Below are 17,443 nucleotides of genomic sequence, written 5' to 3'. Positions count from 1 at the left end.
AGAAATCGAAGGCGGATCATCCTCGCGGATGGTCCGCCTTCGTCGTGTCCACGGGCACAAGTGCCCCCGAACGGGCGGGCGGGTCACCCGGCCCGGGTGACCCGCCCCTCGTCTCGCTCAGCGGCCGAGAGCGCGCCGGCCGCGTCCCTGGGACAGCACCGGCAGGTTGCGCGACGGCGCCTGCCCGCGCGTGTCCTCCTCCAGGCGCAGGGCCAGCGCGGGGCAGCGGCGCACCGCGCGCAGCGCCTTCGCCTCCGCGTACCGCGGCACCTGGGCCTGGGCGACGGTGGGGAATCCGTCGGCACCGAGTTCGAACACCTCCGGGAGGATGTCGGCGCACAGGCCGTGGCCCCGGCACAGCGTCCAGTCGACGTGGATCTTCTGGCGGCTCGCGCCGGTCTCCTCGGCTTCCGGGCCGCCCGTGATGCCCGCGGGCGCCCTGCCCCCCTCGAAGAGCGGCAGAACACCCTCCACGGGCCGTCCGCAGCCGTTCCCGAGCACATGGGCGGCCAGGTCGTCGGTGAACGCCTTGATGGTCGACTCCAGGAACATCGCCGAGCCGTCCGGGTGCGAACACGCCCCGCGCCGCTTGACGTTCTTCGCGACCTGCTTCAGCGCCTCCAGGGCGGCCGGTCCGCCGCCGTTGAGGATGTCCTCCAGCCCGCGCGCGGCGGCGGGCAGTCCGAGGTAGCACGGGCCGCACTGGCCGGCGCTCTCCTCGGCCAGCCACTGGGCCACCCGCAGCGACTCGCCCAGCGGGCAGGTCTCCTGAGTGATCGGCAGGATCGCGCCCGCGCCCAGCGCACCGCCCACCGCGTCCAGGGAGTTGCGGGAGACGACCGCCTCGTCGACCGTGGCCGCGTCGATCCACTTGCCGTGGTAGCCGCCGGTCAACACACCCTGCGGCACCGGCGGGGCCCCGGCGAGCTGCAGCACGTAGCGCAGCGGCACGCCGGTGGGGACCTCGAGCACCATCGGGCGGGCGACCGCGCCGGACACCGTGAGCATGACGGTGCCGGGCTCGTCGTACAGGCCGGTGTTGCCGTACCGCTCGGGGCCGATGCGGGCGGCGATGGCCAGCTGGGCGAACGTCTCCGCGTTCGACAGCAGGGTCGGCGCGCCGCCCACGCCGGTCTGCGACGCGCTGATCTTGCGGCCCGGCGGGATGGCGGGGCCGCCGTCGATCGAGCGGACCAGCGAGGCCGCGGCACCGGTGACCATGCGTACCGGGTTGCGCTGCACCCATGCGCGCAGCGCCGATCGCCGGCTGTTGCTCAGGCCGCGTTCGGCGAGCGCGGCCTCCATGGAGCGCTGTGTGGACTCGCGCGTGACACCGATCACGAGCGTGCGGGCACCGAGCGCCTCGGCGCACAGCAGCGCGCCGTCCAGGATGAGGTGCGGGGCGCGGTTGATGAGGACCGTGTCCTTGCGGCAGGCCGGTTCGTCCTCACTGCCGTTGACGACGACGACCGGCCGTACCCCGCGCTTGATCGCCGACTCGGCGACCGAACGCAGCTTCTTGTGGAAGGGGAAGCCCGCGCCGCCCCGCCCCTTGAGGTTGATGCGTTCGGCGAGCTGGGCGAGCTGTTCGCCGCCCAGCGGGTCGAGCGGCCCGTGCACCTTCAGATGCATGGGCAGGTCGAGCCGCTCCACAAGGTCGAAGCCCGACGTGAGCTGGGGAAGCCCGACCACGCGGACTTCGGGTACGTCGGGCAGGGCCTCGTTCACCTATAGCCTCCGGAAGGCATGTTCCAAGGTTCGCCCGAACCCGGCGCCTCGTAGGAGGTGCCGGGGGTTGGTTCAGTGGCGGGACCGCTGTTGAACGTGTCACCCGGGTTGTACGTGCCGTAGTACCCGTTCGTCTCACCGGTGTCGTACACATCACTTCCGCCGTATCCGGGCGTGCCCGGATTGCCGTAGGCCGGGATGGTGTATCCGGTGTCCTGCAGCGGGTCGTACGCGGACGGCGGGGCCTCGCCGACCGGCGGCGGGGACGGGACCGGCCAGCTGCCCGACGTGCTGGAGGGGCCGTCCACGCGCGGGACGGCCTGCGTGGGCTGGAGGTCCAGCGGCAGGTCCATGCGAGCGGTCTGCCCGGTCGCGTAGGGATCCTGGCCGCGGCCCGGTGTGGACACCGCGCGGTAGGCCGCCGCGAAACCGGCGCCGGACTCCACGGGTGACTGGTAGAGGGGCGCGGCGCCGGCCGGAGCGGACGCCCGCGGACCAGCGTCGCGCCGGCCCTCGCGTTCCCCGCGGCCCTCGTAGCCCGGCATGCCCTGGCCGCCGGCCCGGGAACGGCTCGCGTCCAGCTCCTCAAGACCGGGCCGCTCCGAGCTGCCGAACAGCGCCACCAGCCGGTCGGCGACCCTGCGCTTGACCGGGCGCGGGGCGGCGCGCAGGGCCAGGGCGCCCATCACGCCGAGCAGGGACAGGCTGTAGAGGATCACGAAGACCGGCTTGGCCGTGCGACCCGCGTAGAGCCCGTGGATCAGCGCGGCGCACCAGGCCGGATAGGCCAGCATGTGCATGGCGCGCCAGCGCGCGGCGACCGGGGCGGGGGTGGCGAAGTTGCTGCGCAGGGCGCCGGTGATGCCCACGAAGATCATCAGCAGGCCTGCCAGGGAACCGAGGCCGATCAGACCCGCGATCCCGGTCAGGCCGAGCGAGAACGGGATGATCGCCGCGATCAGCGACGCGTGGCCGAGCGCCACCTTGGTGGTGATGTGCAGCAGCAGGAACGCGATCGAGGCGACCGCGGTCGTCCGGTGCACCGCCTGGCCGACGATGCGCTGGCGCGTGTTCAGGAAGATCCGGTCCTGGGCGAACAGGCCCCAGATCACCGAGCAGCTCAGCGACACCAGCGACAGCACGCCCGCGCCGAAGTTCAGGAAGGACTGGAACTGGTCGCCTCCGACCAGCACGAGCACGGGTATGAGCAGCAGGACGACAGCGGACGCCACCCCGTAGGCCGAGCGGCCGGGCCGGGGGAGCGAGCTGGTACTACGACGAGGGTTCATGGGGGCACTCCGAGCAGTTCCGGGAAAGCGGTCCCGCTGCCGAACTCTAAGTGGCGTCATACCGATCAGTACGAGGCTTTGCGTTATTGCGTTGTTATCAACGCACAATCTGATTGCCGGGGTGCCCCTTAGGGGGCGGTTCGCGAAGTAATCCTTGACCTTGGTTCAGTTCCGTCGGGGTTCCTGGCATGTCCACAAGGGATACGGAAGAGCGTCGCGGCTTGCTCAAGGCCTGCGGTACCCTAACGCCATGCGTGCCGTACGCCTTCTGCTTAGCGGGCCGCGCTGATCAGTACCGACCCCCGGTCGAACCGTGAGGTCGGCATCGGCGCGGCGTCCCCTCCTGTGTGAGGGGCTTTTTCGTTTCTCGGATGACGCAGCCGCAGGCAGAGACGATCGATGGAGCTTTGAGGATCATGAGCGAGACGAACCCCGCTGCCGCGTCCGCGGAGGCCGCGCCGCACCGCTACACGGCCGCCATGGCGGCCGACATCGAGGCACGCTGGCAGGACTTCTGGGACGCCGAGGGCACCTACGCGGCGCCGAACCCCACCGGCGACCTGGCGGGCGACTCCGAGCTGGCCGCCAAGCCCAAGAAGTTCATCATGGACATGTTCCCGTACCCCTCCGGTGCGGGCCTGCACGTGGGCCACCCGCTGGGCTACATCGCCACCGACGTCTACGCCCGGTTCCAGCGCATGACCGGCCACAACGTCCTGCACACCCTGGGCTTCGACGCCTTCGGCCTGCCCGCCGAGCAGTACGCCGTGCAGACCGGCACGCACCCGCGCGTGTCCACCGAGGCCAACATCGAGAACATGAAGGCCCAGCTGCGCGGGCTGGGCCTGGGCCACGACAAGCGCCGGTCCTTCGCCACGATCGACCCGGACTACTACAAGTGGACCCAGTGGATCTTCCTGCAGATCTTCAACTCCTGGTACGACGAGGACGCGAAGAAGGCCCGCCCCATCGCCGAGCTGATCGCGCGGTTCGAGTCCGGTGAGCGGGCCGTCCCGGGCACCACGCGTGCGTGGAGCGAGCTGAGCGGCACCGAGCGCGCCGAGGTCCTGGGCGAGTACCGCCTGGCCTACGCCTCCGACTCGCCGGTCAACTGGTGCCCCGGCCTGGGCACCGTGCTGGCCAACGAGGAGGTCACCGCCGACGGCCGTTCCGAGCGCGGCAACTTCCCGGTCTTCAAGGCCAAGCTGCGCCAGTGGAACATGCGCATCACCGCCTACGCCGACCGGCTGCTGGAGGACCTGGAGGAGCTGGACTGGCCCGAGGCCATCAAGCTGCAGCAGCGCAACTGGATCGGCCGCAGCGAGGGCGCCCGCGTCGACTTCCCGATCGACGGCGAGAACATCACGGTCTTCACGACCCGCCCGGACACCCTGTTCGGCGCCACCTACATGGTGCTGGCGCCCGAGCACCCGCTGGTCGAGAAGTTCACCCCCGGCGCGTGGCCCGAGGGCACGCACGACGTGTGGACCGGCGGCCACGCCACCCCGGCCGAGGCCGTCGCCGCCTACCGCGCGCAGGCCGCCGCCAAGTCCGACGTCGAGCGCCAGGCCGAGGCCAAGGACAAGACGGGCGTCTTCATCGGCGCGTTCGCGACCAACCCGGTCAACGGCGAGCAGGTCCCGGTCTTCATCGCCGACTACGTCCTGATGGGCTACGGCACCGGCGCGATCATGGCCGTCCCGGCGGGCGACCAGCGCGACTTCGAGTTCGCGCGCGCCTTCGAGCTGCCGATCCACTGCATCGTCGAGCCGACCGACGGCCGCGGCACCGATACCTCGACGTGGGAGAACGCCTTCGCGTCCTACGACGCGAAGATCATCAACTCCGCCAACGACGAGATCTCCCTGGACGGCCTGGGCGTCGCCGAGGCCAAGGCCCGCATCACGGACTGGCTGACGGAGCGGGGCATCGGCGAGGGCACCGTCAACTTCCGCCTGCGCGACTGGCTGTTCAGCCGTCAGCGCTACTGGGGCGAGCCCTTCCCGATCGTCTACGACGAGGACGGCGTCGCCCACGCGCTGCCCGAGTCGATGCTGCCGCTGGAGCTGCCGGAGGTCGAGGACTACAGCCCGCGCACCTTCGACCCGGACGACGCGGACACCCAGCCCGAGACCCCGCTGTCGCGCAACGAGGACTGGGTCAACGTCACCCTGGACCTGGGCGACGGCCCGAAGAAGTACCGCCGCGAGACCAACACCATGCCCAACTGGGCCGGCTCCTGCTGGTACGAGTTCCGCTACCTGGACCCGCACAACGACCGGAAGCTGGTCGACCCGGAGATCGAGCGGTACTGGATGGGCCCGCGCGAGGGCCTGCCGCACGGTGGCGTCGACCTGTACGTCGGCGGCGCCGAGCACGCCGTGCTGCACCTGCTGTACGCGCGCTTCTGGTCCAAGGTGCTGTTCGACCTGGGTCACGTCTCCTCCGCGGAGCCCTTCCACAAGCTGTTCAACCAGGGCATGATCCAGGCCTACGTCTACCGCGACAGCCGTGGCATCGCGGTGCCGGCCGCCGAGGTGGAGGAGCGCGACGGCGCCTACTACCACCAGGGCGAGCAGGTCAGCCGGCTGCTGGGCAAGATGGGCAAGTCCCTGAAGAACGCGGTGACCCCGGACGAGATCGCCGCCGAGTACGGCGCCGACACCCTGCGCCTGTACGAGATGGCCATGGGCCCGCTGGACGTCTCCCGTCCGTGGGACACCCGCGCGGTGGTCGGCCAGTTCCGGCTGCTGCAGCGGCTGTGGCGCAACATCGTCGACGAGAACACCGGCGAGGTCACCGTCACCGGCGCCGAGCCCGACGAGGAGACCCTGCGCGCCCTGCACAAGGCGATCGACGGCGTCCGTCAGGACCTGGAGGGCCTGCGCTTCAACACCGCCATCGCCAAGGTCACCGAGCTGAACAACCACCTGACCAAGGCCGGCGGCGCCGTGCCGCGGTCGGTGGCCGAGCCGCTGGTGCTGATGGTCGCGCCGCTGGCCCCGCACATCGCCGAGGAGCTGTGGCGCGCGCTGGGCCACACCGACTCGGTCGTCCACCGGGACTTCCCGGTCGCCGACCCCGCCTACGTCGTCGACGAGACCGTGACCTGCGTCGTGCAGATCAAGGGCAAGGTCAAGGCCCGCCTGGAGGTGTCGCCGGCCATCTCCGAGGCGGAGCTGGAGAAGGCGGCACTGTCCGACGAGAAGGTCGTGGCGGCACTGGGCGGCGCCGGCATCCGCAAGGTGATCGTGCGGGCGCCGAAGCTGGTCAACATCGTGACCGCGTGACCGCGTGACCGCGTGACCGCGTGACCGGCATGATCGTGTGATCGTGTGAGGGGGTGACGGCCCGGGGCCGGGCGCGACCGGCGTCGGGGTAGTCCCCTACGGGCAGGTTCGGGGTTCATCCGGAACTCCGGACCTGCCTGCTGCGTTTACCGTGGAGAGCACAGCGGTACGCGCTGTGCCCACTGGAGGAGGCGTCGTGGAAGCAGTGATCGCCGTGTTCGCCCTTCTCTTCCTGCTGTTCATCGGCCTGGGCGCCTACGCCACGGTCAAGGCGGTCGGCGCCGCCAAGCGCGGGGTGGACCGGACCCTCGCGCAGGCCCGCCGCACGGTCGAGGACCACACCCTGCGCGCCAAGTCCTTCGCCCAGCTCGGCCCGGCCGGCGAGATCGCCCAACTGCGCCTCGCGCTGCGCACCTCCATGCGCGCCACACAGGACGCCTTGCAGGCGGGCGCGGCCGAGGACGAGTCGCTGAAGGAGTCCGTCGGCCTCTTCGAGCGGCTCAGCGCGCACGGCCAGGAACTGGACGCGGACCTCAAGCGCCTGGAGACCGAGCCGGACCGGGCCACGCTCACGGCGCGCCTGCCCGAACTGCGCGAACGCACCGAGCGCATCACCAAGTCCGCCGACTCGCTGCGCTGGGCCGTCCGCGACCGCGCGCGCCGCTTCGCCGAGGACGACCTGGGCTCGCTGAGCGCCCAGATCGACATCGAGGCGGACGCCCTGCGCCACTGGACGCGGACGGACATCGGCCGGGATTCCGCGCCGTGGCCGGAGGACCCCGCCGCCGACGGACCGGCCGCCTCCCGGCAGCGCGCGCCCGGCTCCGCCCCCACGGAGGAGCCCGCGCCCCAGGCGATCACCCCGCCGTCGCCGCGTCCCGCCTACCCGTGGCAGAAGAAGCCCCGCCCCGAGAGCACCGCCTGAGGCGCCGCTCCGGACCCCGCACCAGGGGCCGGGCTGCCGCGCGCCCGGTACGACAGGTAACCTCCAGCTCATGTCCCGCCATGTCGCGATCGTCACCGATTCAACGGCCTACCTGCCGACGCGGATGATGGAGCGCCACGGCATCACCGCGGTACCCCTGACCGTGGTCCTCGGCGACCGGGCGCTCGAAGAGGGCACCGAGATCTCGACCCGCTCCCTCGCGCAGGCGCTGCAGAAGCGGCGTTCCGTCACCACCTCCCGGCCCAGCCCGCAGGTCTTCGCGGAGACGTACCGCAGGGTCGCCGAGTCCGGTGCGTCCGGCATCGTCTCCCTGCACCTGTCCGCCGAGCTGTCCGGCACCTACGACGCGGCCGTCCTCGCGGCGCGCGAGGCGCCGGTGCCGGTGCGGGTGGTGGACACCGGGATGGTCGCGATGGCCCTCGGCTTCTGCGCGCTCGCAGCCGCCGAGGTGGCCGAGGCCGGCGGCACGATGGACGAGGCGGTCACGGCCGCCGAGAAGCGGGCCGCGGGCACGTCCGCCTACTTCTACGTCGACACCCTCGACTATCTGCGCCGCGGTGGCCGCATCGGAGCCGCGCAGGCACTCCTCGGCTCCGCACTCGCCGTCAAACCCCTGCTCCAGCTGGACGGCGGCCGCATCGAGCTGCTCGAGAAGGTGCGTACGGCGTCGAAGGCGATCGCCCGGCTCGAGGAGATCGCCGCGGAGCGTGCGGGCGGCGCGGAGGTCGACATCGCCGTCCACCACCTCGCCGCCCCGGAACGGGCCGCCGCGCTCGCCGACCGGCTGCGGGCACGGGTGCCGGGCCTGGCCGACCTGCATGTCAGCGAGGTCGGGGCGGTGATCGGGGCGCACACGGGCCCCGGGTTGCTCGGAGCGGTGGTCTCACCCCGCTGACGGGGGCGGCCCGTTGGTTCGGGCCAGGTGGTTCGGACCGGCTGGTGCGGGTGACGGAGTTGTCCACAAGGCGGCGGTTGTCCCCGGGAATTGACCAAGATCATCGCGAAGCGGTGGGATGTTCCATCCTCGTCGCATGGCACTTCGATCACGTTCCCGCACAGCCACTCCGACCAGCGGTCCCGGCCGCGGCCCGGCCTCCGACGGCCGCGTCCGGAGCCATCGTGACTCCGGGTTCCGCCGTGGCACCGGCCACCGGCGGGGCAGCGAGCACCGCCGCGTCCGCCCCCGGCCTCCGGCACCGGCGGAGGAGCTGCGCCGCCGCGCGGAACTGCTCTTCGGCGAACGAGCGGTGCGGCCACGGGAGTCGGACAACGGGCCGCCGGACGGGGCGGGGCTTCCGGCGAGCGCGACGACGCCGACGGCGCCGACAGCGGCGGGGACGGCGACGACGAGGGGGGAGGGTCCGGCGCCCGGACCGAGTCCGCTCCGTACGGCGAGCGCACCGGTGCCGCCGACGGCTCCGGAACCCGAAGCGGTCGACACCGAGGCCCTGTTGGAGCCGGAGGCGGCGCCCACCCCGCTGAGCCGGCGGGAGCGAGCCGGGACGGCGCTGCGGGAGCGGCTGCCGCTGTGGCTCCAGGCGCGGTGCGGCGTGGAGCGACGGGGAGTCGTGGCGCTCACCGTGGTGCTCGTGGCCGCCGCCGTGTTCGCCGTGCAGCACTTCTGGACCGGCCGCACCCAGTCCGTGAGCGCCCCTCAAGTGGTGCGTGCCGAGGCGCCCTTCGCCCGGGAACGCCCGGACGCCAAGGGCTCGGAGGCCGTGGTCGCCTCGGCGGCGCCCGGCAGCCGGATCGTCGTGGACGTCAGCGGCAAGGTCCGCGAACCCGGCATCCACCGGCTGCCGGCCGGCTCGCGGGTGGCCGACGCCCTGCGAGCCGCGGGCGGTGTGCGGCCGGGCGCGCGCACCGACGGGCTCAACCGGGCCCGCTTCCTGGTGGACGGCGAGCAGATCGTCGTCGGCACGCCCGCCGGGGCGCCGGCGCCACCGGGTCTCCCCGCCGGAACCACCCCCGGAGGTGCGGGCACGGGCCCCGCGGCTCCGGTCTCCCTGAACACGGCCACCGCCGATCAGCTCGACGCCCTGCCCGGGGTCGGCCCGGTTCTGGCCCAGCACATCCTGGCGTACCGCACCCAGCACGGCGGCTTCCGGTCGGTGGACGAACTCCGTGAGGTCAACGGGATCGGCGACCGCCGCTTCTCCGATCTGCGGAACCTGGTCCGGCCATGAGCCGGGTGCTCGACGAAGCCGCCCCCGGCGCAGGGCCCGAGGAGCGTGAGGAGGCCGGTCCGGACCGGGCGGGCCCCCTGGACCTGCGTCTCGTCCCACCCGCGCTCGCGGCCTGGGCCACGGCGTCCTCGACGCTGGACGCACCCGCGGGCCGGACCGCCGGGCTCGCGGCCGTGTGCCTGGTCGGCGGGCTCGTCCTGCTGTGCGCGCGGGGCATCGGACGACGACGTACGGCGCGGACCGGGCAGGAGCGGACCGGGCGGAGTGCGCCGGTGCCTGGCGCGAGCCCGCGGACGGACCTGGCCGATCCGGGCGAGCGGGCGGGCGGCCGGTTCGGGCGGGCCCGCCCTTCGGCCGCCGCCGTTCTGCTCTGCGTCGCCGCGGCCGCCGCCTCCGCCGGACTGCACGGCGCGGACCTGCGGCGAGGGCCGGTGCCCGAGCTGGCCCGGCGGTTCGCGACGGTGACCGCAGAGGTGGAGCTGAGCGGCGACCCCTGGCTGAGCAGGCCGCGGGTGCGCGGCGACCGCACGGCGTCCGAGGCGGTGCTGATCCGGGCGGAGGTGCGCCGCGTTGAGGACAGCGACGGGACGGACGTGCGGACCCGGACCCCGGTGCTCCTGGTGATCGACGCGGACGTGCCGGCGCCGGCCGGGGGAGCCCTGCTCGGTCCGGGTGCACCGGGGTCGTCGAGCACCGCCGCCGGGGAGACACCCGGTGCGGATGCCGAGCACGGGCACGAGCATGAGCACGGCGACGGTTCGCGAGAGCGGCCGGCGGTCGCGGGCGCGGGCGGATCCACAGGGGTGCCGTCGACCCGATCGCGTGGCAGCGTGCCGGACGGGCGTGCCGCCTGGCTGGGACTGCTGCCGTCCACCCGGCTGCGGGTCGGCGGGCGGCTGGCGCCCGCCCTGACCGATGGTGACCGGACCGCCGCCGTGCTCCGGGTGCGGGGGCGGCCGGGGCCGCGAACCGTGGCCGGGCCCAGCGGGCCGCAACGGCTCGCGGGGCGGCTCAGGGCCGGGCTGCGGCAGGCGACCGACGGCCTGCCGGGGGACGCGCGGGCGCTGCTTCCCGGACTGGTCGTCGGGGACACCGCACGGATCACGCCCGAGCTGGACGGCGCCTTCAAGGAGACGGACCTGGCGCACACGCTCGCGGTGTCCGGCAGCAACCTCACGGTGCTGCTCGCCCTGCTCATCGGCCCACCGGGCCTGGCCCAGCTGGCGGAGCGCCGTGGCCTCGCCCCGCGCCTGGGGCTCTCGCTGCGGGCGACCGCCCTGTCCGCGGGAGCACTGACGCTGGCGTTCGTCGTCGTGTGCCGCCCCGACCCCAGCGTGCTGCGGGCCGCCGCCTGCGGTGCGGTGGCACTGCTCGCCCTGGCCACCGGGCGCCGCAGATCCCTGGTCCCGGCGCTGGCGGCGGCCGTGCTGCTGCTGGTGCTGTACGACCCGTGGCTGTCCCGCAGTTACGGCTTCCTGCTCTCCGTGCTGGCCACCGGCGCGCTGCTGGTCCTGGCCCCGGGCTGGACCGAGGCGCTGCGACGGCACCGGGTGCCGCCGAGGCTGGCCGAGGCGCTGGGGGCCACCGCGGCCGCGCAGGCCGTGTGCGCGCCGGTCGTGGCGGTGCTGTCGGCCCGGGTCAGCCTGGTGGCGGTGCCGTGCAACCTGCTGGCCGAGGCGGCGGTGGCGCCGGCCACGGTGCTGGGGTTCGCGGCGCTCGCCTCGGCCCAGGTAGCGATGCCGGCGGCCAAGGCGTTCGCCTGGTGCGCGAGTTGGCCCGCGGGATGGATCGCCGGGGTCGCCCGGACGGGGGCGGCGCTGCCCGGCTCCGGGGTGGACTGGCCCGGAAGCTGGGCGGGAGCGCTGCTGCTCGCGGCGGTCACGGTGGCCGTCGTCCTCACGGGACGGAGGCTGCTGCGGCGCCCGTGGTGGTGCGGACTGCTCGGGCTGCTGCTCCTGCTGGCGGTGGTACGGCCGGCACCTCTGACGCGGGTGATCACGGGCTGGCCGCCGCCGGACTGGCGGTTCGCGATGTGCGACGTGGGACAGGGCGACGCGACCGTGCTCGCGGCGGGGGAGGGAACCGGGATCGTCGTGGACGCGGGGCCCGATCCGGCACCGGTCGACCACTGCCTGCGGCACCTGGGCATCACCCGCATCCCCCTCCTCGTCCTGACCCACTTCCACGCCGACCACGTGGCCGGACTGCCGGGTGTCCTGCGGGGGCGTTCGGTGGCCGAGATCGAGACCACGGGCTTCGAGGAACCCGCCGGGCAGGCCGCGTTCGTCAGAAGAGAGGCCGCGGCGCGGCACATTCCCGTCACCCGCGCCGTCGCGGGGGAGGAGCGACGCAGCGGACCGCTCGCCTGGCGCGTGCTGTGGCCCCCGCCGAGCGTCCGGCCGCCTCCGGGCGCACCGGCACCGCCGCCGTGGCCGGGCGCCCCGCCGGAACCGGACGGACCGAACGACGCCAGTGTCGCGCTGCTCGTCCGCACCGGTGGACTGCGGCTGCTGCTGCTCGGAGACCTCGAACCCCCGGCCCAGCAGGCGCTGCTGAGGTCCCCGGCAGGGGCGGACCTCGCCGGTGTGGACGTGCTGAAGGTGGCCCACCACGGCTCGGCCTACCAGGACCCGGAGTTGATGCGACTGGCGGCGCCCCGGGTGGCCCTCGTGTCCGCCGGTGCCGACAACCCGTACGGTCACCCGGCGCCGTCGACGCTGGCAGCGCTGCGGTCCGGTGGCGCGGTGGTGCTGCGCACCGACCGGGACGGAGCGCTCGCGGTCACGAGGGCCCGGGGAGCGGGCGGGAAGGTGCGGGTGACGAGGGAGTGAGGAGCCCGCCCCCCCATGCGCCGGGGCCCGCACGCACCCGGCCCGCGCCCGCGGACGGGTGGTCGTCCAGACTGATCCCATGAATTCAGCACAGGTCGACGCCTACCTCCTCCGGCTCGGAGTGGTGCGCCCGCGGCGGCCCACCGGTGAGGCCCTGCGCGAGCTGCATCTGCGGCATCTGCGGACCGTTCCCTTCGAGAACCTGTCGATCCACCTCGGCGAGGAGATCGTGCTGGAGGAGAAGCGGCTGCTGGACAAGGTGACCGGCACGCCGCGCGGCGGCTTCTGCTACGAACTCAACGGCGCCTTCGCGGCCTTGCTCACCGCACTCGGCTACGAGGTCGAGCTGCTCGCGGCCCGCGTGTACGGCGACGAGGGGCGGCTCGGCATCCCCTACGACCATCTCGCGCTGCGGGTGGGGACGGCGGACGGCGGGACCTGGCTCGCGGACGTCGGGTTCGGGGCGCACAGCCACTACCCGTTGGACTGGGCCGAACGCGGCGAGCAGGACGATCCCGGTGGGCGCTTCCGGCTGGTGGCTGCGGGGCCCGACGCGGCGGGCGCGCTCGGTGGGGGCGACGCGGCGGGCGCCGGGGACCTGGACGTCGTACGGGACGGCAGGCCGCAGTACCGGCTGGAAACACGGACCCGGGTGCTCGGGGACTTCGTGGCCGGCGCCTGGTGGCACAGCACGTCACCGTTGTCGCACTTCACGAGGTCGCTGGTCTGCTCCCGGGTCACCGAGGACGGCGGGCGGATCACACTCGGCGGGCGCACGCTGACGACGACGGCCGCGGGTGGGTCCCGCGAGAAGCGGGAGCTGGAGAGCGACGAGGAGGTGCTGGGGGTGTACCGGGAGCGATTCGGGATCGAGCTGGACCGTGTACCGGCCGTGCGGAACGCCGACCGCACCTAGCCGGCGACCGCCCCGGCCGGCCACCGGACCTGGCCCGCGGCCGTACTTGGCCGGCGACCGCACCCGGCCCGGGACCGCACCCGGCCCGCGACCGTACCCAGCCCGCGACCGCACCCGACCCGCGACCGCACCTGACCAGGGCCGCACCTGACCAGGGCCGCACCCGGCCGTGCCTCGCCTCTCTGCCCGTGCCGGAGAATGAACCCGTGAGCGATGTGAGACACGTGCTGGTGCTGCCCGACCGCGATGCCGCCGAGGAGGCCGCCGAGGCGTTCGGGGAGCGGTTCGGGGCCGCCGAGGAGCCCCGGCTCGTCCGGGACGCGCTGGCCGGTGAGGACGACGCCGAGGACGCCCAGTGGCTGCTCGTCCTGCGGGACGACGACGAGCTGCTGGACCCGGCGGAGCTGGACGCGTTCGCGGGGGAGTGGGACGGCTGGCGCGAGGAGCCGTGATCCCGAGGCGGAGCCGGGAGGCCGGGTCCGCTCCGGGCGCGCGGCCCGTCTCGTTGTCGGTGCCGCGTGGGATGCTGTGGGGGATGGCCAGGAAGACTGCGAATGACGACCCTCTCGCCCCGGTGACCCTAGCCGTGGGCCAGGAGGACCTCCTGCTCGACCGTGCCGTGCAGGAGGTGGTGGCCACCGCCAGGGCCGCCGACGCCGACACGGACGTACGCGACCTCACCCCGGACCAGTTGCAGCCCGGCACGCTTGCCGAGCTGACCAGTCCGTCGCTCTTCGCCGAGCGGAAGGTCGTGGTCGTACGCAACGCGCAGGACCTGTCCGCCGACACGGTCAAGGACGTGAAGGCGTACCTCGGGGCGCCCGCCGAGGAGATCACCCTCGTGCTGCTGCACGCCGGCGGGGCCAAGGGCAAGGGGCTGCTGGACGCCGCGCGCAAGGCGGGTGCGCGGGAGGTGGCCTGTCCGAAGATGACCAAGCCGGCGGACCGGCTGGCCTTCGTGCGGGGCGAGTTCCGCTCCTTCGGGCGGTCGGCCACGCCCGAGGCGTGCCAGGCGCTGTGCGACGCGATCGGCAGCGACCTGCGGGAGCTGGCCTCCGCGGTGTCCCAGCTCGTCGCCGACGTGGAAGGGACGATCGACGAGGCGGTCGTCGGGCGGTACTACACCGGCCGGGCGGAGGCCTCCAGCTTCACGGTCGCCGACCGGGCCGTGGAGGGGCGCACGGCCGAGGCGCTGGAGGCGCTCAGGTGGTCGCTGGCGACGGGCGTGGCGCCGGTGCTGATCACCAGTGCGCTGGCGCAGGGCGTGCGGGCCATCGGGAAGCTCTCCTCCGCGCGCGGCGGCCGGCCCGCCGATCTCGCGCGTGAGCTGGGCATGCCGCCGTGGAAGATCGACCGGGTCCGGCAGCAGATGCGGGGCTGGACGCCGGACGGGGTGGCGACGGCGATGCGCGCGGTCGCCGAGGCCGACGCGGGTGTCAAGGGCGGCGGCGACGACCCCGAATACGCCCTGGAGAAGGCGGTCGTGGTGATCGCCCGAGCGGCCCGCTCCCGCGGCCGCGGCTAGCCACTCCGCCCGGTGCGGCGGCTCCACGGAGCCGGCCGCGCTGACCCGGGCAGCCCACCCCCGACGGTGCCGGTCACTCCAGCACGAGCGCGTAGCGCAGCGGAGCCGCTACCGCGGCCGCGGCTAGCCGGCCCGGAATGCCGAAACCCCGGCTGCCGCCCTGGGGAAGGGAGGTGGCCGGGGTTCCGGTTGAAGCTTGCGAGCCCGTTCCCGCGTGGCGAACGCAGGCCGCGAACAGGCTCTTGGGTGCCGGACGGGAGCGGATGAGAGAGGGCCCGCTCTGGGTCCCTCCGGCGGTCAGATCAGAAAGGGTTTCAGCCCTTGAGCGCGACGACCTTGGAAGCAAGCGCCGACTTCTTGTTGGCGGCCTGGTTCTTGTGGATGACGCCCTTGGAGACGGCCTTGTCGAGCGCACGCGCGGCAGCGCGCTGCAGCTCGGTGGCCTTCTCCACGTCACCCGCGGCAGCGGCCTCACGGGCCTTGCGGATCGCGGTCTTCAGGGAGGACTTGACGGCCTTGTTGCGCAGCCGAGCCTTCTCGTTGGTCTTGATCCGCTTGATCTGGGACTTGATGTTCGCCACGAAGGAGCCTTTTCAGGTTCAGGTACCGGGCCGGGAGAGATCCCGTACCGGTGATCCAAATTTTCTCTGACGTGCCTCGCGCTGAGAGGGCATGAGGCACAGCCATCTACAGTACCAGTGGCCCTCCGGACGGCCCAAAACGGCCCCCGGTCCCTCCGCGTGGGACCATGGAGACTACGTAACGATCCGACCCGAGGCATAAGGCGCCTCAAGAGACAGGACCCTGCGTGCCCGCGACCCCTAACAATGTGCCCGCGCCGAGCCGTACCGCCCCGGCCCTGATCCGCAACTTCTGCATCATCGCGCACATCGACCACGGCAAGTCCACGCTCGCCGACCGGATGCTCCAGCTGACCGGTGTCGTCGAGCAGCGGCAGATGCGTGCTCAGTACCTCGACCGGATGGACATCGAGCGCGAGCGCGGCATCACGATCAAGTCCCAGGCGGTGCGTCTGCCCTGGGCCCCGACCGAGGGCCCCGACCAGGGCACGACCCACATCCTCAACATGATCGACACCCCGGGGCACGTCGACTTCACCTACGAGGTCTCGCGGTCGCTGGCCGCCTGCGAGGGGACCATCCTCCTCGTGGACGCCGCCCAGGGCATCGAGGCGCAGACCCTCGCCAACCTCTACCTGGCGATGGAGAACGACCTCACGATCATCCCGGTGCTGAACAAGATCGACCTGCCGGCCGCGCAGCCGGAGAAGTTCGCCGAGGAGCTGGCCAACCTGGTCGGCTGCGACCCGGAGGACGTGCTCAAGGTCTCCGCGAAGACCGGTCTGGGCGTCGACACGCTGCTGAACAAGGTCGTCAAGGAGATCCCGGCGCCGGTCGGGGTCACCGACGCGCCCGCCCGTGCGATGATCTTCGACTCGGTCTACGACTCGTACCGCGGTGTCGTGACGTACGTCCGTGTCATCGACGGCCAGCTCAACAAGCGCGAGCGCATCAAGATGATGTCGACGGGCGCCACGCACGAGCTGCTGGAGATCGGTGTCAGCTCGCCCGAGATGCTGCCGGCCGACGGCCTCGGCGTCGGCGAGGTGGGCTACCTCATCACCGGTGTGAAGGACGTCCGCCAGTCCAAGGTCGGTGACACCGTCACCAGCCAGAGCAAGGGCGCCACCGAGGCACTCGGCGGCTACAAGGACCCGAAGCCGATGGTCTTCTCGGGTCTGTACCCGCTCGACGGCTCGGACTACCCGGAGCTGCGCGAGGCCCTCGACAAGCTCCAGCTGAACGACGCCGCGCTGGTCTACGAGCCGGAGACCTCCGCCGCCCTCGGCTTCGGCTTCCGCGTCGGCTTCCTCGGCCTGCTGCACCTGGACGTGATCCGGGAGCGGCTGGAGCGCGAGTTCGGCCTCGACCTGATCGCGACCGCGCCGAACGTGGTCTACCGCGTGCTCATGGAGGACGGGACCGAGTACACGGTCACCAACCCCAGCGAGTTCCCCGAGGGCAAGATCAACGACGTGTACGAGCCGGTCGTGCGCGCCACCATCCTGGCGCCGACCGAGTTCATCGGCTCGATCATGGAGCTGTGCCAGACCAGGCGCGGCACCCTGCTCGGCATGGACTACCTGTCCGAGGACCGGGTCGAGATCCGCTACACCCTCCCGCTCGCGGAGATCGTCTTCGACTTCTTCGACCAGCTGAAGTCCAAGACCCGCGGCTACGCCTCCCTCGACTACGAGCCCACCGGCGAGCAGACGTCGAGCCTGGTCAAGGTCGACATCCTGCTGCACGGCGACAAGGTGGACGCCTTCTCGGCGATCACGCACAAGGACGCGGCGTACGCGTACGGCGTGCGACTCGTCGCCAAGCTGCGCGAACTCATCCCGCGGCAGGCGTTCGAGGTGCCCATCCAGGCGGCCATCGGCTCGCGGGTCATCGCCCGCGAGACCATCCGCGCCATCCGCAAGGACGTCCTCGCCAAGTGCTACGGCGGCGACATCTCGCGTAAGCGCAAGCTGCTGGAGAAGCAGAAGGAAGGCAAGAAGCGGATGAAGATGGTGGGTTCCGTGGAGGTTCCGCAGGAAGCCTTCATCGCCGTCCTGTCCAGTGATGACAGCGCGGGGTCGGGCAAGGGCAAGAAGTAGTCACGGGTAACTCCGGGTTACGCCCGCAAACCGGGCACGAGGGGGCTCG

General features: G+C 72.8%; 12 protein-coding genes. 9 read left to right on the top strand and 3 right to left on the bottom strand.

From position 1 onward, the window contains the following. Positions 1-117: 117 nt before the first annotated feature. Both ACF08B_RS10255 and ACF08B_RS10250 read right to left on the bottom strand, forming a co-directional pair. Positions 118-1,728, bottom strand: coding sequence for an NADH-ubiquinone oxidoreductase-F iron-sulfur binding region domain-containing protein (locus tag ACF08B_RS10255; RefSeq protein WP_392316947.1), 1,611 nt, complete (start codon positions 1,726-1,728; stop codon positions 118-120). Continuing rightward, a complete protein-coding gene (locus ACF08B_RS10250) occupies positions 1,725-3,017 on the bottom strand; it encodes a cytochrome b/b6 domain-containing protein (protein ID WP_392316946.1) in 1,293 nt (430 codons plus the stop codon). The genes ACF08B_RS10255 and ACF08B_RS10250 overlap by 4 nt, the downstream gene beginning before the upstream one ends. A 416-nt stretch (positions 3,018-3,433) precedes the next feature. Between ACF08B_RS10250 and leuS the strand changes: the two genes are divergently transcribed. The 8 genes from leuS (at position 3,434) to holA (ending at position 14,711) form a co-directional block, all read left to right on the top strand. Continuing rightward, entirely contained in the window at positions 3,434-6,307 is a 2,874-nt protein-coding gene (gene leuS, locus ACF08B_RS10245; RefSeq protein WP_392316945.1) for a leucine--tRNA ligase, read from the top strand. Positions 6,308-6,503: 196 nt separating this feature from the next. Then, the gene (locus ACF08B_RS10240) at positions 6,504-7,232 is read left to right on the top strand and encodes a hypothetical protein (protein ID WP_392316944.1); all 729 of its coding nucleotides are present in this window, start codon (positions 6,504-6,506) and stop codon (positions 7,230-7,232) included. Positions 7,233-7,302: 70 nt separating this feature from the next. Continuing rightward, the gene (locus ACF08B_RS10235) at positions 7,303-8,148 is read left to right on the top strand and encodes a DegV family protein (RefSeq protein ID WP_073893872.1); all 846 of its coding nucleotides are present in this window, start codon (positions 7,303-7,305) and stop codon (positions 8,146-8,148) included. A 136-nt stretch (positions 8,149-8,284) separates the two neighbouring features. After that, entirely contained in the window at positions 8,285-9,439 is a 1,155-nt protein-coding gene (locus ACF08B_RS10230; RefSeq protein ID WP_392316943.1) for a helix-hairpin-helix domain-containing protein, read from the top strand. After that, a complete protein-coding gene (locus ACF08B_RS10225; RefSeq protein ID WP_392316942.1) occupies positions 9,436-12,270 on the top strand; it encodes a ComEC/Rec2 family competence protein in 2,835 nt (944 codons plus the stop codon). Before ACF08B_RS10230 ends, ACF08B_RS10225 begins: the two co-directional genes overlap by 4 nt. Before the next feature lie 79 nt (positions 12,271-12,349). Beyond that, positions 12,350-13,186 (top strand): arylamine N-acetyltransferase, encoded by an 837-nt coding sequence (locus ACF08B_RS10220; RefSeq protein ID WP_392316941.1) that lies wholly within the window; start codon positions 12,350-12,352, stop codon positions 13,184-13,186. Between the two features lie 206 nt (positions 13,187-13,392). Then, positions 13,393-13,638, top strand: coding sequence for a hypothetical protein (locus tag ACF08B_RS10215; RefSeq protein WP_392316940.1), 246 nt, complete (start codon positions 13,393-13,395; stop codon positions 13,636-13,638). An 83-nt stretch (positions 13,639-13,721) separates the two neighbouring features. Next, a complete protein-coding gene (gene holA / locus ACF08B_RS10210; protein WP_392316939.1) occupies positions 13,722-14,711 on the top strand; it encodes a DNA polymerase III subunit delta in 990 nt (329 codons plus the stop codon). Between the two features lie 314 nt (positions 14,712-15,025). Here the strand turns inward: holA and rpsT are convergent, their stop codons facing one another. Further along, positions 15,026-15,292, bottom strand: coding sequence for a 30S ribosomal protein S20 (rpsT, locus tag ACF08B_RS10205; RefSeq protein ID WP_073893866.1), 267 nt, complete (start codon positions 15,290-15,292; stop codon positions 15,026-15,028). A 227-nt stretch (positions 15,293-15,519) separates the two neighbouring features. On the opposite strand from rpsT, the gene lepA reads away from it, so the two are divergent. Then, complete coding sequence (gene lepA, locus ACF08B_RS10200; RefSeq protein WP_392316938.1) at positions 15,520-17,394, top strand: translation elongation factor 4; 1,875 nt, start codon at positions 15,520-15,522, stop codon at positions 17,392-17,394. Positions 17,395-17,443 lie beyond the last annotated feature (49 nt).

Source organism: Streptomyces sp. NPDC015139 (genome assembly GCF_043079785.1).
Lineage (GTDB): Bacteria > Actinomycetota > Actinomycetes > Streptomycetales > Streptomycetaceae > Streptomyces > Streptomyces albidocamelliae.
This window is presented reverse-complemented; position numbering and strand designations above follow the sequence as displayed.